This window comes from Paraburkholderia sp. BR14320, from assembly GCF_040948665.1.
Lineage (GTDB): Bacteria > Pseudomonadota > Gammaproteobacteria > Burkholderiales > Burkholderiaceae > Paraburkholderia > Paraburkholderia youngii.
In genome coordinates this window covers 1-21921 of record NZ_JBFPKG010000066.1, presented here as the reverse complement: position 1 = coordinate 21921, position 21921 = coordinate 1, and the positions used below count along the sequence as shown (strand labels likewise).

The 21921-nt window shown below is 63.5% G+C and carries 21 protein-coding genes; 18 read left to right on the top strand and 3 right to left on the bottom strand.

Annotated elements, in window-relative coordinates:
- Positions 1-55 precede the first annotated feature (55 nt).
- The 8 genes from bamA to AB3X89_RS35010 all read left to right on the top strand — a co-directional run bounded on the left by bamA (position 56) and on the right by AB3X89_RS35010 (position 8530).
- The gene (gene bamA / locus AB3X89_RS35045; protein WP_368587330.1) at positions 56-2368 is read left to right on the top strand and encodes an outer membrane protein assembly factor BamA; all 2313 of its coding nucleotides are present in this window, start codon (positions 56-58) and stop codon (positions 2366-2368) included.
- A 90-nt stretch (positions 2369-2458) separates the two neighbouring features.
- The gene (locus AB3X89_RS35040) at positions 2459-2980 is read left to right on the top strand and encodes an OmpH family outer membrane protein (RefSeq protein WP_026225318.1); all 522 of its coding nucleotides are present in this window, start codon (positions 2459-2461) and stop codon (positions 2978-2980) included.
- 85 nt (positions 2981-3065) lie between these two features.
- The gene (gene lpxD, locus AB3X89_RS35035; RefSeq protein ID WP_368587329.1) at positions 3066-4178 is read left to right on the top strand and encodes a UDP-3-O-(3-hydroxymyristoyl)glucosamine N-acyltransferase; all 1113 of its coding nucleotides are present in this window, start codon (positions 3066-3068) and stop codon (positions 4176-4178) included.
- A 185-nt stretch (positions 4179-4363) separates the two neighbouring features.
- Complete coding sequence (gene fabZ / locus AB3X89_RS35030) at positions 4364-4828, top strand: 3-hydroxyacyl-ACP dehydratase FabZ (RefSeq protein WP_006048683.1); 465 nt, start codon at positions 4364-4366, stop codon at positions 4826-4828.
- 100 nt (positions 4829-4928) lie between these two features.
- Positions 4929-5717, top strand: a complete 789-nt coding sequence (gene lpxA / locus AB3X89_RS35025; RefSeq protein ID WP_176108295.1) for an acyl-ACP--UDP-N-acetylglucosamine O-acyltransferase — start codon at positions 4929-4931, stop codon at positions 5715-5717.
- Between the two features lie 3 nt (positions 5718-5720).
- Complete coding sequence (gene lpxB / locus AB3X89_RS35020) at positions 5721-6890, top strand: lipid-A-disaccharide synthase (RefSeq protein ID WP_368587328.1); 1170 nt, start codon at positions 5721-5723, stop codon at positions 6888-6890.
- The gene (gene rnhB / locus AB3X89_RS35015) at positions 6887-7636 is read left to right on the top strand and encodes a ribonuclease HII (RefSeq protein ID WP_368587327.1); all 750 of its coding nucleotides are present in this window, start codon (positions 6887-6889) and stop codon (positions 7634-7636) included. The genes lpxB and rnhB overlap by 4 nt, the downstream gene beginning before the upstream one ends.
- 105 nt (positions 7637-7741) lie before the next feature.
- On the top strand, positions 7742-8530 hold the full coding sequence (locus tag AB3X89_RS35010; protein ID WP_368587326.1) for a TrmH family RNA methyltransferase: 789 nt from the start codon (positions 7742-7744) through the stop codon (positions 8528-8530).
- A 58-nt stretch (positions 8531-8588) separates the two neighbouring features.
- Here AB3X89_RS35010 and AB3X89_RS35005 read toward each other — a convergent pair whose 3' ends face one another.
- Positions 8589-9404, bottom strand: coding sequence for a pyruvate, water dikinase regulatory protein (locus AB3X89_RS35005; RefSeq protein ID WP_013089690.1), 816 nt, complete (start codon positions 9402-9404; stop codon positions 8589-8591).
- Positions 9405-9894: 490 nt separating this feature from the next.
- Between AB3X89_RS35005 and ppsA the strand changes: the two genes are divergently transcribed.
- The 3 genes from ppsA to AB3X89_RS34990 all read left to right on the top strand — a co-directional run bounded on the left by ppsA (position 9895) and on the right by AB3X89_RS34990 (position 13964).
- Positions 9895-12297 (top strand): phosphoenolpyruvate synthase, encoded by a 2403-nt coding sequence (ppsA, locus tag AB3X89_RS35000; protein ID WP_368587325.1) that lies wholly within the window; start codon positions 9895-9897, stop codon positions 12295-12297.
- A gap of 116 nt (positions 12298-12413) precedes the next feature.
- A complete protein-coding gene (locus tag AB3X89_RS34995; protein WP_368587324.1) occupies positions 12414-12869 on the top strand; it encodes an NfeD family protein in 456 nt (151 codons plus the stop codon).
- A gap of 147 nt (positions 12870-13016) precedes the next feature.
- On the top strand, positions 13017-13964 hold the full coding sequence (locus tag AB3X89_RS34990) for an SPFH domain-containing protein (protein ID WP_368587323.1): 948 nt from the start codon (positions 13017-13019) through the stop codon (positions 13962-13964).
- A gap of 100 nt (positions 13965-14064) precedes the next feature.
- Here AB3X89_RS34990 and smpB read toward each other — a convergent pair whose 3' ends face one another.
- Complete coding sequence (smpB, locus tag AB3X89_RS34985; RefSeq protein ID WP_013089686.1) at positions 14065-14511, bottom strand: SsrA-binding protein SmpB; 447 nt, start codon at positions 14509-14511, stop codon at positions 14065-14067.
- A gap of 100 nt (positions 14512-14611) precedes the next feature.
- On the opposite strand from smpB, the gene AB3X89_RS34980 reads away from it, so the two are divergent.
- The gene (locus AB3X89_RS34980; RefSeq protein ID WP_013089685.1) at positions 14612-15049 is read left to right on the top strand and encodes a type II toxin-antitoxin system RatA family toxin; all 438 of its coding nucleotides are present in this window, start codon (positions 14612-14614) and stop codon (positions 15047-15049) included.
- Entirely contained in the window at positions 15046-15378 is a 333-nt protein-coding gene (locus AB3X89_RS34975) for an RnfH family protein (protein ID WP_368587322.1), read from the top strand. The genes AB3X89_RS34980 and AB3X89_RS34975 overlap by 4 nt, the downstream gene beginning before the upstream one ends.
- A gap of 71 nt (positions 15379-15449) precedes the next feature.
- Here the strand turns inward: AB3X89_RS34975 and AB3X89_RS34970 are convergent, their stop codons facing one another.
- On the bottom strand, positions 15450-16436 hold the full coding sequence (locus AB3X89_RS34970) for a DMT family transporter (protein WP_368587321.1): 987 nt from the start codon (positions 16434-16436) through the stop codon (positions 15450-15452).
- A 63-nt stretch (positions 16437-16499) separates the two neighbouring features.
- On the opposite strand from AB3X89_RS34970, the gene AB3X89_RS34965 reads away from it, so the two are divergent.
- The 5 genes from AB3X89_RS34965 (at position 16500) to AB3X89_RS34945 (ending at position 21874) form a co-directional block, all read left to right on the top strand.
- On the top strand, positions 16500-16679 hold the full coding sequence (locus AB3X89_RS34965; protein WP_368587320.1) for a hypothetical protein: 180 nt from the start codon (positions 16500-16502) through the stop codon (positions 16677-16679).
- A 51-nt stretch (positions 16680-16730) separates the two neighbouring features.
- The gene (gene guaB / locus AB3X89_RS34960; RefSeq protein ID WP_368587319.1) at positions 16731-18191 is read left to right on the top strand and encodes an IMP dehydrogenase; all 1461 of its coding nucleotides are present in this window, start codon (positions 16731-16733) and stop codon (positions 18189-18191) included.
- A 6-nt stretch (positions 18192-18197) separates the two neighbouring features.
- Complete coding sequence (locus AB3X89_RS34955) at positions 18198-18917, top strand: hypothetical protein (protein WP_368587318.1); 720 nt, start codon at positions 18198-18200, stop codon at positions 18915-18917.
- Between the two features lie 215 nt (positions 18918-19132).
- Positions 19133-20716, top strand: coding sequence for a glutamine-hydrolyzing GMP synthase (gene guaA / locus AB3X89_RS34950; protein WP_013089680.1), 1584 nt, complete (start codon positions 19133-19135; stop codon positions 20714-20716).
- 321 nt (positions 20717-21037) lie between these two features.
- A complete protein-coding gene (locus AB3X89_RS34945) occupies positions 21038-21874 on the top strand; it encodes a hypothetical protein (protein WP_368587317.1) in 837 nt (278 codons plus the stop codon).
- Positions 21875-21921: the final 47 nt, after the last annotated feature.

Sequence of the window (21921 nt, the reverse complement as noted above, 5' to 3'; positions counted from 1 at the left end):
CGTTCTCGAGGGCGGCCGCCAGGCCTGATGCAGCTATACACACTGGGGAAGCACGTTGTTCAAACCTCATCGCTTTGGTCCAAAGACGGTTATAGCCGCGGCGTTCGCCGCGCATGGGCTGGTTGCTCATGCAACGACGCCCTTCGTGGTGCAAGACATTCGCATTGAGGGATTGCAACGCGTCGAACCGGGTACGGTGTTCGCGTACCTGCCCATCAAACAAGGCGATACCTTTTCCGACGACAAGGCCTCTGAAGCGATTCGCGCGCTTTACGCGACGGGCTTCTTCAACGACGTCAAGATTGCAACCGAAGGCAACGTGGTGGTGGTGCAGGTGCAGGAGCGCCCGGCCATCGGCACGATCGACTTTGCCGGCATCCACGAATTCGAAAAGGACAACCTGATCAAGGCGCTGCGCGCGGTCGGGCTGTCGCAAGGCCGGTACTTCGACAAGGCGCTGGTTGACAAGGCCGAGCAGGAACTGAAGCGCCAGTACCTGACGCGCGGTTTTTACGCGGCCGAAGTCACCACGACGATCACGCCGATCGACCGCAACCGCGTCGGCATCCTGTTCTCGGTGGCCGAAGGTCCGAGCGCGAAGATCCGCCAGATCAACTTCATCGGCAATAAGACATTCAGCACCGGCACGCTGCGCGACGAAATGCAGTTGTCCACGCCGAACTGGTTCTCGTGGTACACCAAGAACGACCTGTACGCGAAAGACAAGCTCACCGGCGACCTCGAGAACCTTCGCTCGTTCTACCTGAATCGCGGCTTCCTCGAGTTCAGCATCGAATCGACCCAGGTGTCGATCTCGCCGGACAAGAAGGACATGTACCTGACCATCACGCTGCATGAAGGCCAGCCGTACACGATTTCGAACATCCGCCTCGCCGGCAATCTGCTCGACCGCGAAGCCGAGCTGAAGAAGCTCATCAAGATCAGGCCGGGCGACCGCTTCTCGGCCGAAAAGCTGCAGGCCACCACGAAGGCGATCGTCGACAAGCTCGGCGAATACGGTTACGCGTTCGCGACCGTCAATGCCCAGCCGCAGATCGACCAGAACAACCACACCGTCGACCTGACGCTGCAGGTCGACCCGAGCCGTCGCGTGTACGTGCGCCGCATCAACGTAGTCGGGAACACGCGCACGCGCGACGAAGTGGTGCGCCGCGAAATGCGCCAGCTCGAAAGCTCGTGGTTCGATTCGAACCGCCTCTCGCTGTCGAAGGACCGTATCAACCGTCTCGGCTACTTCACCGACGTCGACGTGACCACGGTGCCGGTCGAAGGCACGCCCGACCAGGTCGACATCGACGTGAAGGTCGCCGAAAAGCCGACCGGCGCAATTACGCTCGGTGCAGGTTTCTCGTCGACGGACAAGGTGGTGCTGTCCGCTGGTATCTCGCAGGACAACGTGTTCGGCTCCGGCACGAGCCTCGCGGTGAACATCAATACTGCGAAGACGTACCGTACGCTGACGGTCACGCAGGTCGACCCGTATTTCACGGTGGACGGCATCAAGCGGATCACCGACGTCTACTACCGTACCTACCAGCCGCTGTACTACTCGACCGATTCGAGCTTCAAGATCGTCACGATGGGCGGCGACCTCAAGTTCGGCATTCCGTTCTCCGAAGTCGATACCGTCTACTTCGGCGCGGGCTTCGAACAGAACCAGCTGGACGTCGATGCAAATACCCCGGCTTCATATAAGCAATACGTGAATGACTTCGGCCGGGTGTCGAACAACGTGCCGCTTACGGTTGGCTGGTCGCGCGATGCGCGCGACAGCGCGCTCGTGCCAAGCCGCGGCTACTTCGCGCAGGCGAACGCGGAATACGGCACGCCGATCGGCGGCACCCAGTACTACAAGGCCGACATCAACGCGCAGTACTATTACTCGTTTGCGCGCGGCTTTGTGCTGGGCTTCAACTTCCAGGGCGGCTATGGTAACGGCCTTGCTGGCAAGCCTTATCCTATCTTCAAGAACTATTACGCGGGCGGTATCGGTTCGGTGCGTGGTTACGAGCCGAGCTCACTGGGTCCGCGTGACAAAACGACCGGCGATCCGATCGGCGGCTCGAAGCTGCTGGTGGGCAATATCGAGTTGACGTTCCCGCTGCCAGGCACCGGCTACGACCGCACGCTGCGTGTGTTCACCTTCCTGGACGCTGGTAACGTCTGGGCGGACGCGAGCACGGCAGCGACGTCGACTGGCGCGAACGGCCTGCGTTACGGCTACGGTGTGGGTCTCGCATGGATCTCGCCGATCGGCCCGCTCAAGTTGAGCCTTGGCTTCCCGCTCACGAAGCACACGGGCGACCAGTATCAGAAGTTCCAGTTCCAGATCGGGACAGCGTTCTGATTGGGGCGACGGGCGCTCCCGGCGGCCGGCTGCGGCGGCGGGTGCTCCCGGCGGCGAGCCCGGCCAAACTACAGTATCGAGAGGATGACTTTGCTAACCGGTATGTTTTCGAAACGTGTAGCGTGCGCATTGGCGCTGGCAATGACCCTCGGGGTCGGCATGGCGCACGCGCAGGAGGCGAGAATCGCCGCGGTGAATTCCGACCGCATCCTGCGCGAATCGGCTGCGGCGAAAGCCGCGCAGCTGAAGCTCGAGGCCGAATTCGCGAAGCGGGACAAGGATCTGGCCGACATGGCGCAAAAGCTCAAGTCGATGTCCGATGCACTCGACAAGAATGGCGCGACAATGTCAGCGACCGATCGCGCGCAGAAGCAGCGCGACCTGTCGCAGCTCGACTCGGACTTCCAGCGCAAGCAGCGTGAGTTCCGCGAAGACCTGAACCAGCGCCGCAACGAGGAACTCGCGGCGGTGCTTGATCGCGCGAACAAGGTCATCAAGCAGATCGCCGAAACGCAGCACTATGATCTGATCGTGCAGGAAGCCGTGTATGTGAGCCCGCGCATCGATATCACCGACCAGGTGCTAAAGGCACTGGCGGCATCGGGCAACTAAGGGCAACCGGGGGCGGCGTACGGTCGCCCCGCGCGCGTTGGCGCGCGCCCTCGCAATGATTGAACAGGTTGGAGACAGGATAGGCATGGCATTTAAGCTCGAGGACATCGTCCAGCGGTTCGGCGGTGAGGTTGTCGGTAACGGGTCGCAGCGCGTGAGCAGTCTCGCGCCGCTCGACCAGGCAGGCCCGGACCAGTTGGCGTTCCTCGCCAATCCGAAATATCTGTCGCAAGTCGAAACGACCCGCGCCGGCGCGGTGCTGATCAATGCCGGCGACCTCGAGAAGCTCGCTTCACGCGAAGGTCGAAACTTCATCGTCACGCCGAATCCCTACGCTTACTTTGCGCGCGTCGCGCAAACCTTCATCGAGCTCGCCGCGCCGAAGCCCGTCCCCGGCGTGCATCCGAGCGCAACCATCGATCCTTCCGCGCAGGTCGCCGCGAGCGCGGTGATCGGTCCGCGTGTCACCGTGGAAGCGGGCGCGGTGATCGGCGAGCATGCGCGGCTCGACGCCAACGTCGTGATCGGCCGCGGCACGCATGTCGGCGCGAACGCGCATCTGTATCCGAACGTGACCGTGTACCACGGCTGCAAGCTCGGCGAGCGCGTGATCGTGCACGCGGGCGCGGTGATCGGCTCGGACGGCTTCGGCTTCGCGCCCGACTTCGTCGGCGAGGGCGATGCGCGCACCGGCAGCTGGGTGAAGATTCCGCAGGTCGGCGGCGTATTGATCGCGAACGACGTCGAAATCGGTGCGAATACCACGATCGACCGCGGCGCGATGGCCGACACGATCATCGAGGAGTGCGTGAAGATCGACAACCTCGTGCAGATCGGCCACAACTGCAAGGTCGGCGCCTACACGGTGATCGCGGGCTGCGCAGGTATCGCTGGCAGCACGACCATCGGGCGTCACTGCATGATCGGCGGCGCGGTCGGCATTGCCGGACACGTGACGCTTGCCGATCATGTGATCGTCACCGCGAAGTCGGGCGTGTCGAAATCGCTGCTGAAGCCCGGCATGTACACGAGTGCGTTCCCCGCCGTGAACCACGCGGACTGGAACAGGAGCGCGGCGCTGTTGCGCAATATCGACAAGCTTCGCGATCGCATCAAGGCGCTGGAGAGCGCCGCCGCCGACAAGGCCGGCAGCGCCACTGACGGCGCCGCAGGTCAACCCGCAGGCAACAAGATCTGACAGATATCCCGGCGACCCACCGGCACCGCGTAAAATAGTGGTCGAGCATCATGAAGCAAAGCCGGTGGCCGTGACCGGGTGGCACGGCCACCGGTCATCCAAGGCGCCGGTCGCGCGCGTTTTCAACCCACCTGCACCAGCATCCGCAGTCATCATCGCGCAGTCAATGCGTGAGCAGAAACACCATGAGCACCGAAAAAATCAATCTCGACATTCATAAGATTCTCACGCTGCTGCCGCATCGTTATCCGATCCTGCTGGTCGACCGGGTGCTCGAACTCGAACCGCACAAGAGCATCAAAGCGTTGAAGAACGTGTCGATCAATGAGCCGTACTTCCAGGGACATTTCCCGACGCGGCCGGTGATGCCAGGCGTGCTGATCCTCGAAGCGCTCGCGCAGACCGCGGCGCTGCTGACGTTCTCGGAAGAGCCGAGCGATCCGTCGAACACGCTGTACCTGTTCGTCGGCATCGACAACGCGCGCTTCAAGCGCGTGGTGGAACCGGGCGATCAGCTGATCCTGAACTGCACGTTCGAGCGTCACATGCGCGGCATCTGGAAGTTCAAGGCGCGCGCCGAAGTGGATGGCGTCGTCGCGGCTGAAGCCGATCTGATGTGCGCGGTGCGTCACACGGACAAAGACGCGTGAAGCCGGCGTCCGGGCAGATCGCGGCGCGGCACGGCAAGTGCGCGGCGGCCCCGGCGTCAAGGCCATTCACACAACGCAACAGAATCAGAAGCGAGGACGCATGAGCAGGATCCATCCCACCGCGATCATCGAAGCGGGCGCGCAGCTCGACGAATCCGTCGAAGTCGGGCCCTATGCGGTGATCGGCGCACACGTGACGATCGGTGCGCGCAGCACGGTCGGCTCGCACAGCGTGATCGAGGGCTATACCACGATCGGCGAAGACAACCGCATCGGCCATTACGCATCGGTCGGCGGCCGTCCGCAGGACATGAAATACCGTGACGAGCCGACCAGGCTCGTGATCGGCAACCGCAACACGATCCGCGAATTCACCACGATCCACACCGGCACGGTGCAGGACGCGGGCGTCACCACGCTCGGCGACGACAACTGGATCATGGCCTACGTGCACATCGGTCACGACTGCCACGTCGGCAGCAACGTGATCCTGTCGAGCAACGCGCAGATGGCCGGCCACGTGACGATCGGCGACCACGCGATCATCGGCGGCATGTCGGGCGTGCATCAGTTCGTGCGCATCGGCGCGCACGCGATGCTCGGCGGCGCGTCGGCGCTCGTGCAGGACGTGCCGCCCTATGTGATCGCTGCGGGCAACAAGGCCGAGCCGCACGGCATCAACGTCGAAGGGCTGCGCCGCCGCGGTTTCTCGGCTGACGCTATCTCGGTGCTGCGCTCCGCATATCGCGTGCTGTACAAGAACGGCCTGTCGCTCGAAGAAGCGAAGGTGCAATTGAAGGAACTCGGTTCGGCCGGCGGTGACGGCGACGCCCCGGTGCAGACGCTGCTCGCGTTCGTCGAAGCGTCGCAGCGCGGCATCATCCGCTAACCGATGACGTTGCAACCCAGTCCGCTGCGCGTCGCGATGGTGGCCGGCGAGCCGTCCGGCGACCTGCTGGCCGCATCGCTGCTCGACGGTCTCGCCAGCCGGTTGCCGGCCGCCACGCAGTACTACGGCATCGGCGGTCCGCGCATGATGGCCACGGGCTTCGACGCCCACTGGCCGATGGAAAAGCTGACGGTGCGCGGCTATGTCGAAGCACTGCGACACATCCCCGAAATCCTCGGTATCCGCAACGAGCTCAAGCGTCAATTGCTTGCCGAGCCGCCGTCCGTGTTCGTCGGTGTCGACGCGCCCGACTTCAATTTCGGGCTCGAGCATGCGCTGCGCGACGCCGGCATTCCGACCGTGCACTTCGTCTGCCCGTCCATCTGGGCATGGCGTGGGGGGCGCATCAAGAAGATCGCCAAGGCGGTCGACCACATGCTGTGCGTGTTCCCGTTCGAAACCGCGCTGCTCGAAAAGGCGGGCGTCGCGGCGTCGTACGTCGGGCATCCGCTGGCCGATCAGATTCCCCTCGAACCCGACACGCTCGGCGCGCGCCGCGCGCTCGGTCTCGCGGAAAGCGGGCCGGTGATCGCGGTGCTGCCGGGCAGCCGGCGCTCCGAGATCGACCTGATCGGCCCGACGTTCTTCGCGGCGATGGAGATGATGCAGCACCAGGAGCCCAGCGTACGCTTCGTGATGCCGGCGGCCACGCCCACGTTGCGCGCGCTGCTGCAGCCGCTCGTCGATGCGCACCCGGGCCTCGCGCTGACCATCATCGACGGCCAGTCGCAACTCGCGATGACCGCCGCCGACGCGATTCTCGTGAAGAGCGGCACCGTCACGCTGGAAGCCGCGCTGTTGAAAAAGCCGATGGTGATTTCGTACAAGGTGCCCTGGCTAACCGGCCAGATCATGCGCCGCCAGGGCTATCTGCCGTACGTGGGCCTGCCGAACATTCTGGCCGGGCGTTTCGTGGTGCCGGAGATCCTGCAGCACTTCGCGACGCCGCAGGCGCTCGCCGAGGCGACGCTGAAACAGTTGCGCGACGAAGCGAACCGGCGCACGCTGAAGGAAATCTTCACGGAGATGCACCACGTGCTGAAGCAGAACACCGCGCAGCGCGCGGCCGAAGTCGTGGCGAGCGTCGTCGAGCAACGGGCGGGGCGGCCATGACCCCGCCGCGCGCGCCTCGCCGCAAGACTGCGGCCGCCGTTCGGGTCGTCGCGCAAGCCGGCCTGAACTTCGAAAGCGCCGACGACATCGTCTGCGGCGTCGACGAAGCAGGGCGCGGACCGCTGGCCGGACCGGTCGTCGCGGCGGCGGTGATTTTCGATCCTGCGAAACCGATGATCCGCGGCCTCGACGATTCGAAGGCGCTCACCGCGCTCAAGCGTGAAGCGCTGTACGAGAAGATCGTCGATCGCGCGCTCGCGTATTGCATCGCATCGGCGACGGTCGAGGAAATCGATTCGCTGAACATCCTGCACGCGACAATGCTCGCGATGAAGCGCGCGGTCGAGGGCTTGTCGGTCGTGCCGACGCTCGTGAAGGTCGACGGCAACCGTTGCCCGACGCTCAGCATCCGTAGCGAAGCGGTGATCGGCGGCGACGCGCTCGTGAAGAGTATCTCGGCGGCGTCGATTCTCGCGAAGGTCGCGCGCGACCGCATGCTGCTCGAGCTGCACGAGGCGTATCCCGTGTATGGCTTCGACGCGCACGCCGGTTATGGTACGCCGCAGCATCTCGCGGCGCTGCGCGATCATGGGCCGTGCGAGCATCATCGGCGCTCGTTCGCGCCGGTGCGCGAAGCGCATCTGCGGCTCGGCACAGGCGTGCCGCTGCCATCGGCGGACGCCGTCATCGTGGCCGACGCGCTGCTGCTCGACGACGATGCATTCGGCGACGCCGGCCTCGCGTGACCAGCGCCATCAGCACGGCTCGAACGCGGTTCGCGCTCGAGCGCCGCTGATTCCCTACTGATTTGCCACTGATCCCATTTCCATTTCTCACCGCCTTCGCTGCCTGTGAAAGCCATCACCTCGCGGGACAATCCGCTCTACAAGCGCCTGAAGGCACTGGCCGGCTCGACGCATCAACAGCGCCGCAGCGGCCATGCGCTGCTCGAGGGCTTCCATCTTGCGAGCGCGTATCTCGACGTCGCCGGTCAGCCGGAGCTCTGCGTCGTCACCGACGGCGCGCTGCGTCACGACGAAGCGCAGGCGATCGTCTCGCGCATCGACGAGCATCGGCTCGTGACGCTGCCGGATGCGTTATTCGGACAGTTGTCGAATGTGGTGCATGGCGTCGGGATTCTGCTGCTCGTCGAGAAGCTGGACGCGCCGCTGCCCGAGCGCGTCGAGCAAAACTGTCTGGTGCTCGACGGCGTGCAGGACGCGGGCAATGTCGGCTCGATTCTGCGCAGTGCGGCGGCCGCGGGCATCGAACACGTGTTCTGCGCGCCGGGCACGGCCTACGCGTGGTCGTCGAAGGTGCTGCGCTCCGGCATGGGCGCGCACTTCCTCTTGCAGATTCATGAGGATGTCGACGCGAGCGCGTTGATCGAACGTCTTGCGGTCCCGATCGTCATCACCGATTCGCACGGAGCTGAACCGATTTATGACTGCGACCTGAGCGGGCCGCTTGCGTGGGTGTTCGGCAACGAAGGGGCGGGCGTGTCGCAGGTGTGGCGCGATGCCGTATCGTTGCGGGTGACGATTCCGCAGCCTGGCGGCATGGAATCGCTGAATGTGGCGGCCGCGGCGGCCGTCTGCGTGTTCGAGCAGTGCCGGCAGCAGCGCGGCCGTAAAAAGTAGACGTCAGTGGCGTTGCGCGGGCGCTGGCCCGGCAACGCAACGCCTGCTCCGCGGTCGCTCAATACGACGGCCGATCCAGCTTGATCTCCTGCAGGATCGTCGTCGCGATCTCCTCGATCGACTTGTGCGTCGACGACAGCCACTTGATCCCCTCGCGCCGCATCATGGCTTCTGCTTCGTTGATCTCATAGCGGCAGTTTTCCAGCGCCGCGTACTTGCTGCCCGGCCGCCGCTCGTTGCGGATCTCCGACAGCCGCTGCGGATCGATCGACAACCCGAACATCTTCTGCCGATGCTCGAGCAGCGGCGTGGGCAGCTTGCCGCGCTCGAAATCTTCGGGAATCAGCGGATAGTTCGCCGCTTTCACGCCGTACTGCATCGCCAGGTAAAGGCTCGTCGGCGTCTTGCCGCTGCGCGACACGCCGACGAGGATCACGTCGGCGTCCGCGAGATTGCGGTTCGATTGACCGTCGTCGTGCGCGAGCGAGAAATTGATCGCCTCGATGCGGTTCTTGTACTCCTCGGTGTCCGCGTTCTGGTGGCCGCGGCCCATCGCGTGGCTCGACTTCAGCTCCAGCTCCTGCTCGAGCGGCTCGACGAAGGTTTGGAACATGTCGAGCACGAGTGCGTTCGAATCCTTCACGATCTGATTCGACGAGCTATCGACGAGCGTGGTGAACACGATCGGACGACGGCCGTCCTGCACGACCGCTTCGTTGATTTTTTCGAGCGTTGCGTAGGCCTTCTCGGTCGAGTCGACGAATGGCACGCGGACCAGGCGGAATTTCTGGTCGAACTGGGAGAGGATCGAATGCGCGAAGGTTTCGGCAGTGATCCCGGTACCGTCTGAGACGATGAATACGGTGGGCGGCATCAGTGGGGCTGTGAAGGTGAAAGGCAAATGAGCCGGCAAAGCGCGGCACTAGAACGCGCTTGGATCGAACCGCAGCGGCGCGCGGCCGGCCTCGCAAAAGCCCGCTGGCTGGGCCGGGGCGCGATTCGAGACGCAATTCTCGACCGACCGCCACATTTGGGGAGTCGGCACGGTAGAATAGCGGCAACCTGTTGGATAAGCAATTGCAGGCGATTGGCCGCTAAATTACTGCGAACGGTCGTTCAACCTCACGTCATCTGACCTGAACATGCGTTGAACGCAAGAGATCGAGCGGTAAGTGCGTTGATTGGCGTTCTTCGCCGCCGTCTCCGTCATGCACGCGCCGGTGTCCCCATGCAACGCATTCGAGCCTTAACAGCGATTGCTTATCTAACAGGTTGTGCAAGACACGGGGTCGAGCTTCCAATGGGCTGCCCGTGTTCAAGCCCACTTGCACAGTCGTGAATTTCTTTCACACTTAGGGGCTTGTATGACTAACGCAGTTACCGTCGCAAAGGACAAGGCGTATGTAGTTCCGTTCGAGCAGTTGCGGATGACCGACGTGGAAATCGTCGGCGGCAAGAACGCGTCGCTGGGCGAGATGATCAGCCAGCTCGCGGAAGCCGGTGTGCGCGTGCCGACCGGCTTCGCGACCACCGCGCTCGCGTTCCGTGACTTCCTGCAGCACAACAACCTGACCGAACGCATCGCCAAACGTCTCGAGACGCTCGACGTCGACGACGTGAAGGCGCTCGCCGAAGCGGGCAAGGAAATCCGTCAATGGATCGTCGACGCACCGCTGCAGCCGCAGCTCGAAGCTGACATTCGCGCGGGGTTCGACACGCTGCAAAAGAGCTCGCCCGAAGAGCTCTCGTTTGCCGTGCGTTCGTCCGCGACCGCGGAAGACCTGCCCGACGCATCATTCGCCGGTCAGCAGGAAAGCTATCTGAACGTGGTCGGCATCGACGACGTGCTCGATCGCATGAAGCACGTGTTCGCGTCGCTGTACAACGACCGCGCCATCTCCTATCGCGTCCACAAGGGCTTCACGCATGCTGAAGTCGCGTTGTCGGCGGGCGTACAGCGCATGGTGCGCTCGGACGTCGGCGCAGCGGGCGTGATGTTCACACTGGATACCGAATCGGGCTTCAAGGACGCTGTCTTTATCACGTCGAGCTATGGCCTCGGCGAAACCGTCGTGCAGGGCGCGGTGAATCCGGACGAGTTCTACGTCTTCAAAACCACGCTCGCGCAGGGCAAGTACCCGATCATCCGCCGCTCGATCGGCTCGAAGCTGATCAAGATGGAGTTCACGAAGCCGGGCGAGCCGGGCCGCGTGAAGACCGTCGACGTCGCGCACGAGCAGCGCAACCGTTTCTCGATCACCGACGAAGACGTGATCGAACTCGCGAAGTACGCGGTCATCATCGAGAAGCACTACCAGCGTCCGATGGACATCGAGTGGGGCAAGGACGGCCGCGACGGCAAGATCTTCATCCTGCAGGCGCGTCCGGAAACGGTGAAGAGCCAGGGCGGCGGCAAGGCCGAGCAGCGCTTCAAGCTGAAGGGCCAGTCGAACGTGCTGGCAACGGGCCGTGCGATCGGTCAGAAGATCGGCGCGGGTCCGGTGCGCGTGATCCACGATCCGTCGGAGATGGACCGCGTGCAGCCGGGCGACGTGCTCGTCGCCGACATGACCGACCCGAACTGGGAGCCCGTCATGAAGCGTGCGTCGGCGATCGTCACGAACCGTGGTGGCCGCACCTGCCACGCGGCGATCATCGCGCGTGAGCTGGGCGTGCCGGCGGTGGTCGGCTGCGGCGACGCGACCGACGTGCTGAAGGACGGCGCGCTCGTCACGGTGTCGTGCGCGGAAGGCGACGAGGGCAAGATCTACGACGGTCTGCTCGAAACCGAAGTCACCGAAGTGCAGCGCGGCGAACTGCCGGCGATTCCGGTGAAGATCATGATGAACGTCGGCAATCCGCAGCTCGCGTTCGACTTCTCGCAACTGCCGAACGCAGGTGTGGGTCTCGCGCGACTCGAATTCATCATCAACAACAACATCGGCGTGCACCCGAAGGCGATCCTCGAGTACCCGAACGTCGATCAGGACCTGAAGAAGGCGGTCGAAAGCGTCGCGCGCGGTCACGCGTCGCCGCGCGCGTTCTACGTCGACAAGCTGACCGAAGGCATCGCGACGATCGCGGCGGCGTTCTATCCGAAGCCCGTCATCGTGCGTATGTCGGACTTCAAGTCGAACGAGTACAAGAAGCTGATCGGCGGTTCGCGCTACGAGCCCGACGAGGAAAACCCGATGCTGGGCTTCCGCGGCGCATCGCGCTATATCGCGGAAGACTTCGCCGAGGCGTTCCAGATGGAATGCGTCGCGCTGAAGAAGGTGCGTGAAGAGATGGGCCTCGACAACGTCGAGATCATGGTGCCGTTCGTGCGTACGCTGAAACAGGCGGAGCGCGTGGTCGGATTGCTCGCGAAGTTCGGCCTGAAGCGCGGCGAGAACGGCCTGCGCCTGATCATGATGTGCGAAGTGCCGTCGAACGCGATCCTCGCCGAAGAGTTCCTGCAGTACTTCGACGGTTTCTCGATCGGCTCGAACGACCTGACGCAGCTCACGCTCGGCCTCGACCGCGACTCGGGCATGGAGCTGCTCGCCGTCGATTTCGACGAACGCGATCCGGCGGTCAAGTTCATGCTCAAGCGCGCAATCGAAACCTGCTTGCGTCTGGACAAGTACGTCGGTATCTGCGGCCAGGGGCCGTCGGATCACCCGGACTTCGCGCAATGGCTGACGGACGAAGGCATCAAGTCGATCTCGCTGAACCCCGACACGATCATCGATACGTGGCAGCAGCTGGCAAAGGCAAAGGCGTAACTCGCGAGGTATCGAATGCCGCTTCGCTAGCGGCATTCCGCACGCGTTAGAGCACGTCCGCTTCGTGCTATAAACACCCCGGTAGATCCGGGGTGTTTTGCTTTGTGGAGGTCGACGTGGCGCCTGGTGGACTGTTCTGGTGGATCGGGGCGGGTGTGCTTGTCGTGATGGAACTGATGAGCGGCACCTTCTATCTGTTGATGATCGCGTTCGGCTTCGTCGCGGCCGCGCTTGCGCGCATTGCCGGCGCCGGGCCCGATCTGCAGTTCGTGGTGGCGGCGCTGGTCGCGCTTGCGGCGGTCGTAGTGCTCAGACGCTCGCGCTTTGCCCGTCGCAGACGCGAGCAGGCGTCGCGCAATCCCGATGTCAACCTGGACATCGGCCAGACGCTGAACGTGCCGGCGTGGCAGGGGCGCAAAGCACGTGCGACCTATCGTGGCGCCGCATGGGACGTCGAGCTGGCCGCGGGCGAGCCCGAAGACGCGCAGGTTTACGAGATCAGGGAATTGCGTGGCAGTTGTCTGGTCGTCGTCGCGAGCCGGCAACCGAAGGCGCGCGCGAGCACGACCTGACGATCTGAACGGGAGTATTGGGTGCGGTGTTCGCCACACGCGCTCATCGATATCCCTTCACAAAGCGAAGCACCAAAGCCTAATCTGAACACGCAGGCCCGACCAACCTGCGCACAACAATTCGAAGCAGAATCGGAGGGTAGCGATATGGATTCAACCATCGTCGGGGCAGTGCTGCTGATCGTCGTGATCGTGCTCGCGTCGCAGACCATCAAGATCGTGCCGCAGCAGCATGCGTGGGTGCTCGAGCGCCTCGGCCGTTATCACGCGACGTTGACGCCGGGTCTGAGCTTCGCGTTTCCGTTCGTCGATCGGGTCGCGTACAAGCACGTGCTGAAGGAAATTCCTCTGGAAGTGCCGAGCCAAGTCTGTATCACGCGCGACAACACGCAACTGCAGGTCGACGGCGTGCTGTATTTCCAGGTCACCGATCCGATGAAGGCCTCGTACGGATCGAGCAACTTCGTGTTCGCGATCACGCAGTTGTCGCAGACCACGCTGCGCTCGGTCATCGGCAAGCTGGAGCTCGATCGCACCTTCGAGGAGCGCGATTTCATCAATCACAGCATCGTGTCCGCGCTCGACGAGGCGGCCTCGAACTGGGGCGTAAAAGTGCTGCGCTACGAGATCAAGGACCTGACGCCGCCGAAGGAAATCCTTCACGCGATGCAGGCGCAGATCACCGCCGAGCGCGAAAAGCGCGCGCTGATCGCGGCCTCGGAAGGGCGCAAGCAGGAGCAGATCAATATCGCGTCGGGCGGCCGTGAGGCGGCGATCCAGACGTCCGAAGGCGAGCGGCAGGCGGCGATCAACCAGGCGCAGGGCCAGGCCGCGGCGATTCTGGCGGTGGCCGAGGCAAACGCGCAGGCGATCCAGAAGATCGCCGCCGCGATCCAACTGAACGGCGGGATGGACGCGGTCAATCTGAAGGTGGCCGAACAGTACGTGAACGCGTTCTCGAACCTCGCGAAGCAGGGCACGACACTGATCGTGCCGGGCGACATGTCGAACATGAGTTCGATGATCGCGTCGGCGCTGACGATCGTGAGCAAGGGCAGGGCGGCAGCGGAGCCGCCGCGAAGCGACCTGCGCTGACGAACTAAACAACCGGCGCGCAACGAGCGCGTGACAAAAAGCAAATGGCCCGCACATCGATGTGCGGGCCATTTTTGCATGAGCCGGAAATGAACCGCGCTTACGTCGGCGAGCGCATCAAACGCGCCTTCTCGCGCTCCCAGTCGCGCTTTTTCTCGGTCTCGCGCTTGTCGTGCATCTTCTTGCCCTTCGCGAGACCGATCTCGCATTTGACGCGACCGTTCTTGTAGTGAAAATTCAGCGGCACGAGCGTGTAGCCGCGCTGCTCGACCTTGCCGATCAGCTTGCTGATTTCCTCGCTATGCAGCAGCAGCTTGCGCGTGCGCACCGGATCGGGATGGATGTGCGTCGACGCTTCGGGCAGCGGGCTGATGTGCGTGCCGATCAGGAACAGCTCGCCATTGCGGATCACCACATAGCCTTCCTTGATCTGGCCGCGCCCCGCGCGCAACGCCTTGACCTCCCATCCTTCGAGCACGAGGCCTGCCTCATAGCGTTCTTCGACCGAATAGTCGTAGAAGGCTTTTCTGTTGTCGATGATGCTCATGAATGGAAAGTGCCCAACTCGTTTAAAATTACGATTTTAGCAAAGCGGGACCAGGAAAGCCCGCCGCGCTCGTCCACCCTTGCCGCGCGCTGTTCAATTTATGGCAGATGTCCAGAAAACCGTGTTGATTCGCCATTCGGCGGAACAGATGTTCGACCTCGTCACCGACGTCGACGATTACCCCAACTTCCTGCCATGGTGCGGCGGCATCGAAATTCGTCACCGGGACGACACCAGCATGGAGGCGCGGATCGATATCAACTTCAAGGGCATCAAGCAGCATTTCGCCACGCGCAACTCGATGGAGCGCCCCACGCGCATCGACATGGAATTCGCCGACGGTCCGTTTCGCAAGTTCACCGGTTTCTGGCGCTTCACGCCGCTGCGCGCTGATGCGTGCAAGATCGAATTCGCGCTGCACTACGAGTTCACCAGCATCCTGCTCGAGAAGATCATCGGGCCGGTGTTCAATCACATCGCCAATACCTTCGTCGAATCTTTCGTGAAGCGCGCCAATCAGCGCTACGGTCAGGCATGAACGCGCGACTAACGGTCGAGGTCTGCTATGCGCTCGCCAGCGAGCAGGCGCTGATTGCGGTCGAGTTGCCGGCGGGCGCGACGCTGAAGCAGGCGATCGACGCAAGCGGGATTCTGCAGCGTTTTCCGTCGATCGATCTGAACACGCAGAAGGTGGGCGTGTTCGGCAAGCTCAAGCCGCTCGATACGGTGCTGGCCGACCATGATCGCGTCGAGATTTACCGGCCGTTGCTGGTCGATCCGAAGGTGTCGCGCCAGCGCCGCGTCGAAAAGACGCGCAAGGCGGGATCGATCGAGGGGCGGCGCTGGTTGAACAAGGATTCGCGCTAGGCGGCGCGAGTCGGCGGGGCGATGGACTTTTTCCGCCCGCCGCCCGTGACACCTCATCGCGTCACATCGCCTCAGGGCGCCGCCGTTTGCGCCTTCTCGTCCATGCCTTCGATGCGCGCCGCACCCGACGAATCGTCGTCCGAATGCCGGCGCACCGACCACCAGACCCCCGCCACCAGCAGCAGGATCGCCGCGAGTTCGAGTGGGCGCGGCAGGCGCTCGTCGTAAATGAACGCGTAAAGCAGCGCGAACAGCGTCTCGAATACGATCATCTGGCCGGACAGCGTCAGCGGCAGCCGTTTTGCCGCGGCATTCCACAGGCCGTTGCCGAGCCACGACGCGCCGATCGCGAGTACCAGGTTAAGCAGCCAGAACGTGTGCCACCGGGCATCAGCCAGTTCGTCCTGCGGGCCGCCGGACGGCAGCACCGCGACCACCAGCCATAATGCGCCGCCGAGCGCGCCCGTCACGACGCCCCACAGCACCGACCACTCGTTGCCGCTGAAATGCGTCTGACGCTGCAGGTAGCGGGCGTTTTCGACCGCGAACCAGGTCCAGCAAAGGAGCGCGCCGACCGCGCAGGCCACGCCGAGCAGGCGCGTCGCGATGCTCACCGGCGCCGCGCCGGCCACCGTAAACACGTCGATATTGATGCACACGATGCCCGCCATCACGGTCGCGAGCGGCCATGCGAGGCGCGCGAGCGGCACGGCGCCGTGATCGCGCCGGCCCATCAGCGTGACCGTGACCGGCAGCACGCCGACGATCAGCGAGGCCGGCGCGATCCCGATCAGGTGCACCGCGGCCGTCAGCAGCAGGTAATAGACGATGTTGCCGGCTAGCGCGAGCTTGACGAGCGCGATCAGGTCCTCGCGGCTCAGCCGTTTGGCGAGCGAGCGCGCGATCGGCAGGGCCGCGGCGAGCGACACGACGCCGTACATCGAATAGCGGCCGGCGACGAGCAGCAGCGGGGAGAAGTCGGGCAGCACGCGCGGCACCAGAAACACCATGCCCCACAAGGCTCCGGCCATGACCCCATATATGACACCGCGCTGCATCGACTGCCCCTGCTGGATAAACTGGAATGGGCGGCAGAATAGCGGTTTTGCGGACGGGGCGTCTTGTTCGATCCTGCATTCGCGTCGCTCGATCGCCGATGGCCGCCGGCCAAGGCCCGCGTTTGCCTGCGAACGCGCAAACGAAACCCGATCGAACCCGACGCGAAAAGCCAAGCGAAATCGGCGCATGCCGGAGCGGTAAAAAATCGTCTGAAATTCGCTAAGCTGCTGTTCGCGCAGTGAAAACCGGGGTGGTATCGCGTATAATTCGCTTTTGCGCCTATAGGATTTGCCATGCGTCTGATCCAAACAGCACTCACGTTCGATGACGTGCTCCTCGTCCCGGCCTTCTCCGATGTTCTGCCGCGCGACACCAGCCTCAAGACCCGGCTGACCCGCAACATCTCCCTGAACATGCCGCTCGTGTCCGCCGCGATGGACACGGTCACCGAAGCACGTCTGGCAATCGCCATGGCGCAAATGGGCGGCGTCGGCATCATCCACAAGAACCTCACGCCGGCCGAGCAGGCGCGTGAAGTCGCGAAGGTCAAGCGTTTCGAGTCGGGCGTCGTGCGCGACCCGATCACCGTGCCGCCGCAAATGAAAGTGCGCGACGTGATCGCGCTGTCGCGCCAGCATGGCATTTCGGGCTTCCCGGTCGTCGAGGGCGCGCAACTCGTCGGTATCGTGACGAACCGCGACCTGCGCTTCGAAGAGCGTCTGGACGAGCCGGTGCGCAACATCATGACGCCGCGCGAGCGCCTCGTCACCGTCAAGGAAGGCACGCCGCTCGCCGAAGCGAAGGCGCTGATGCACAGCCACCGCCTCGAGCGCGTGCTGGTCGTCAACGACTCGTTCGAGCTGCGCGGCCTGATGACCGTCAAAGACATCACCAAACAAACCGAGCACCCGGACGCGTGCAAGGACGAGCACGGCAAGCTGCGCGCGGGCGCGGCGGTCGGCGTCGGTGCGGACAACGAAGAGCGCGTCGAGCTGCTCGTGCAGGCCGGCGTCGACGTGATCGTCGTCGATACCGCGCATGGCCACAGCAAGGGCGTGCTCGAGCGCGTCAAGTGGGTCAAGCAGAACTTCCCGCACGTCGAGGTGATCGGCGGCAACATCGCGACCGCCGCGGCTGCCAGGGCGCTTGTCGAATACGGCGCGGACGGCGTCAAGGTCGGTATCGGCCCGGGCTCGATCTGCACAACGCGAATCGTCGCAGGCGTCGGCGTGCCGCAGGTCACCGCGATCTCCAACGTGTCCGAAGCGCTGAACGGCACGGGCGTGCCGGTCATCGCCGACGGCGGCGTGCGCTTCTCGGGCGACGTCAGCAAGGCGCTCGCGGCCGGCGCGAGCGCGGTCATGATGGGCAGCATGTTCGCCGGTACCGAAGAGTCGCCGGGCGAAGTGTTCCTGTACCAGGGCCGCCAGTACAAGTCGTACCGCGGCATGGGCTCGGTCGGCGCGATGAAGGACGGCGCGGCGGACCGCTACTTCCAGGACAACTCGGCGAACATCGACAAGCTGGTGCCGGAAGGCATCGAAGGTCGCGTCGCGTACAAGGGTTCGGTCAACGCGATCCTGTTCCAGCTGATTGGCGGCGTGCGTGCGAGCATGGGCTACTGCGGTTGCCGCACCATCGCTGAAATGAACGAGAAGGCCGAGTTCGTGCAGATCACCGGCGCGGGCCTGCGCGAGTCGCATGTGCATGACGTGCAAATCACCAAGGAAGCGCCCAACTACCACGTGGACTAAACGCCCATGAAGCCACTGCTGCGCGTTGTACTGATCCTCGATGCGTTGGTGCTGCTGGCGTTAGGCCTGCTGTTCGTGCTGACGCCGTGGACCTCGCTGTACGACGCGCTGCAACTGGTGCCAACGGAGCCGATGCTGGTCGGCCAGGCGTTCGGCGTCGCGCTGATCGGGCTCGCATGGCTCGCGCTGCATGCGTCGTTCGACGGGGCGCTGACCTCGACGGTCGCGAAGGTGGTCGGTCATGTGCACTGGCTGATCGGCGTGCTGCTGCTGGTCTGGCTGCTGGGGCTGCATACGCCGTCGCTGACCGGCTTCGGGCAGATGGTGGCGGCGCTGGCCGGTGTCGCGCTGGTGGTGATCGGGCTCGGCGGCGTGCGGCTGTCGGGTGTGGTGCGGCGGCGGGAGAAGGGTGGCGTGGTCAAGTCCTCGTCGAGCAAGGCCGACGGCCGGGCTGAAAAGCGTGCCGCGAAAGAAGCCGAAAAGGATGCCGTACAGAAGCGCGAGCCACGTGCCTCAGCGGGCTTTCCGATCTATCAGGCCGAGCCGGTGCCAGAGCCCGTCGTGCCGGTCACGCGACCGGTGAATCCGGCTGGTGCGGCTCCCGTTGCCGCTACTGCGCCGCTTCGTCCGGCTGCCACCGAGCCCGGCCTGAGCGAGTCCGAACGTGCCGCGCGCGACGCCAGCAACGACGTACCCAGCGCACCGCGCCCGCCGTTTCATGGCTGAAGCGCCGCGCGCCAGGCCGTTTGCCGAAGCTACCGTGTTTCGTTCGCGCGCATCGCAGGCGGCAAGTTCCGCCGTTGGTCCTGCTTTTGTGCTTCATCGTAATGTTTGCTGTCCGCGCCGCGCTGAGACCGTCGCCGCGTGGACCGCTTTGAATTCATCGCCGCGCCTCGTGCGCGGCATTCCATATCCGCTCACTTCTGATTCCGTCCGCTGCCATGCATGACAAGATCCTGATTCTCGACTTCGGTTCGCAAGTCACCCAACTGATCGCACGTCGCGTTCGCGAAGCCAACGTGTATTCGGAAATCCATCCGTACGACGTCGACGCGTCGTTCATCCGCGACTTCGCACCGAAGGGCGTGATTCTGTCGGGCGGCCCGAGCTCTGTCACCGAGGAAGACACGCCGCGCGTGCCGCAAGCCGTGTTCGAACTCGGCGTGCCGGTGCTCGGCATCTGCTACGGCATGCAGGCGATGGCGCAGCAGCTCGGCGGCAAGGTCGACATTGGCCATCTGCGCGAATTCGGCTACGCCGAAGTGCGCGCGCGCAACCATACGAGCCTGCTCGAAGGCATCAGCGACTTCACCACGTCCGAAGGTCACGGCATGCTGAAGGTGTGGATGAGCCACGGCGACAAGGTGCTGGAAATGCCGCCGGGCTTCGCGCTGATGGCATCGACGGAATCGTGCCCGATCGCCGCGATGGCCGACGAACAGCGCCGTTTCTACGGGCTGCAATGGCATCCGGAAGTCACCCACACGGTGCAGGGCCGCGCGATGCTCGAGCGCTTCGTACTGCAGATCTGCGGTGCGAAGGCCGATTGGGAAATGGGCCATTACATCGACGAAGCCGTCGCGAAGATTCGCGAGCAGGTCGGTAACGAGCACGTCATTCTGGGCTTGTCGGGCGGCGTGGATTCGTCGGTGGCGGCGGCGCTGCTGCATCGCGCGATCGGCGATCAACTGACCTGTGTGTTCGTCGATCACGGCCTGCTGCGCCTGAACGAAGCCGAGCAGGTGATGGCATTGTTCGCCGATCACCTCGGCGTGAAGGTGATTCACGTCGATGCGAGCGAAGCATTCCTCGGCAAGCTCGCCGGCGTGACCGATCCGGAAGCGAAGCGCAAGATCATCGGCGCCGAGTTCGTCGAAGTGTTCCAGGCCGAGGCCGGCAAGCTGACCGACGCGAAGTGGCTGGCACAAGGCACGATCTATCCGGACGTGATCGAATCGGCGGGCAAGGGCAAGAAGGCTGCGCAAACCATCAAGAGCCACCACAACGTCGGCGGTCTGCCGGAGACGTTGAATCTGAAGCTGCTCGAACCGCTGCGCGAACTGTTCAAGGACGAAGTGCGCGAGTTGGGCGTGAAGCTCGGTCTGCCGCACTCGATGGTGTATCGCCACCCGTTCCCGGGCCCGGGTCTGGGCGTGCGGATCCTCGGCGAAGTGAAGCGCGATTTCGCGGACCTGCTGCGTCGCGCGGACGCGATCTTCATCGAAACGCTGCGCAACACGATCGACAAGGAAACCGGCAAGTCGTGGTACGACCTGACGAGCCAGGCGTTCGCGGTGTTCCTGCCGGTGAAGAGCGTCGGCGTGATGGGCGACGGCCGTACCTACGAGTACGTCGTCGCGCTGCGCGCGGTGCAGACGCTCGACTTCATGACCGCGCATTGGGCGCATCTGCCGCACGAACTGCTCGGGCATGTGTCGAACCGAATCATCAATGAAGTGCGCGGGATCAACCGGGTCGTCTATGACATCTCGGGCAAGCCGCCTGCGACAATCGAGTGGGAGTAAAAATCCCTGCTGAATCAGGGACTTGAGCCACTCCCCGCAATTGCGCATTCACTGGCGATGCGATAGTCCGTAACCGGGTTCCCGGTTCAGTTCGTCCTCCGTCCATGGCTCAGATTTGGACAGGATTTGGACAGGAAACGGCTTGGCGGTGCCAGGCCGTTTAGCATTGTAGACTTGTGAAGAAGCTGCGTGGGCAGCGTCACTGTGAGCGTTCATCGGGAGCGTTGCGTGTGCAGCCAGTGAAGATGAGAGCGCCGCACGCAATTCCTGTTTCCCCGACTTTTCACTCGTCGTCCGTGTACCGTATCTGGAAGATTAGCCGTGCCTCCATCTCGGAACATTCCTCAAGCAACAGTTGACGATCTGGATTGGTTCCGGCTCGACAACTACGCCGGGCTGAGCCAGTTCACGGCTCTCGACTGGGCTCGCCTCGTCGGAGATCGTCTTGCCATTCGTCGGGCGCTCAATGCAGGCAATCCCGAAGCCATCTCGGGGATCTTCGAGTCGATCAAGGCGACGCCCCTGAAGTGGCTGGGCTCAGACGTTCGCTATATCGGGGCTGACCATCCCACGAACACGGCGTCAGTCAAATCACTGACTCTCAACCGGCTGAAGGCCCTGACCGACGAAGCGACGCCCTTGGTTGCTCCAGAAGAGGCCGATGCGGTCGTCGACGAACTGCTGGCCCGCAATCCCGAGTCGCCTTTCCAGCGATACGCTCTCCTGATGGTTTCGATCGACGCCCCGAAGGATCAGATCGTCGCTGATTTTGCACGATGGCTGGACGCTCGTTTGGCCGCTTCGGCGTCGCTGCTGCCTGAGTCTGACTATCGAAATGGCGACTATATGGAGAAGGCCGCTCGGAGCTGGATTCCACACTGCGCCGTACCCCTGTACGACCTCGACCTGTTCGAACTCATGACGGGCAAATCCGTGCCTTCGTCGTTCCGGTGGATCTCGCTGTTTCCCGATGTGCATCTAGACGCGCTTGAGTCGAAGAAGAAGAACTCCAAAAGTGCGGCAGCATTTCTCTTTTCCGAAGATACGTACAGAGTCTTGCATGGACTGGCCTACGATCTGACGCTCCTATGTCAAGAAGCGCGGGCCGAATCGGCCAAGTCGGCCAGAATGAGCGGGTACAACTCCCTGACGATATAGCGCTTCAGGCAGCGGTGAATTTCCTTGTTCGACATGCCTTCCTTGGT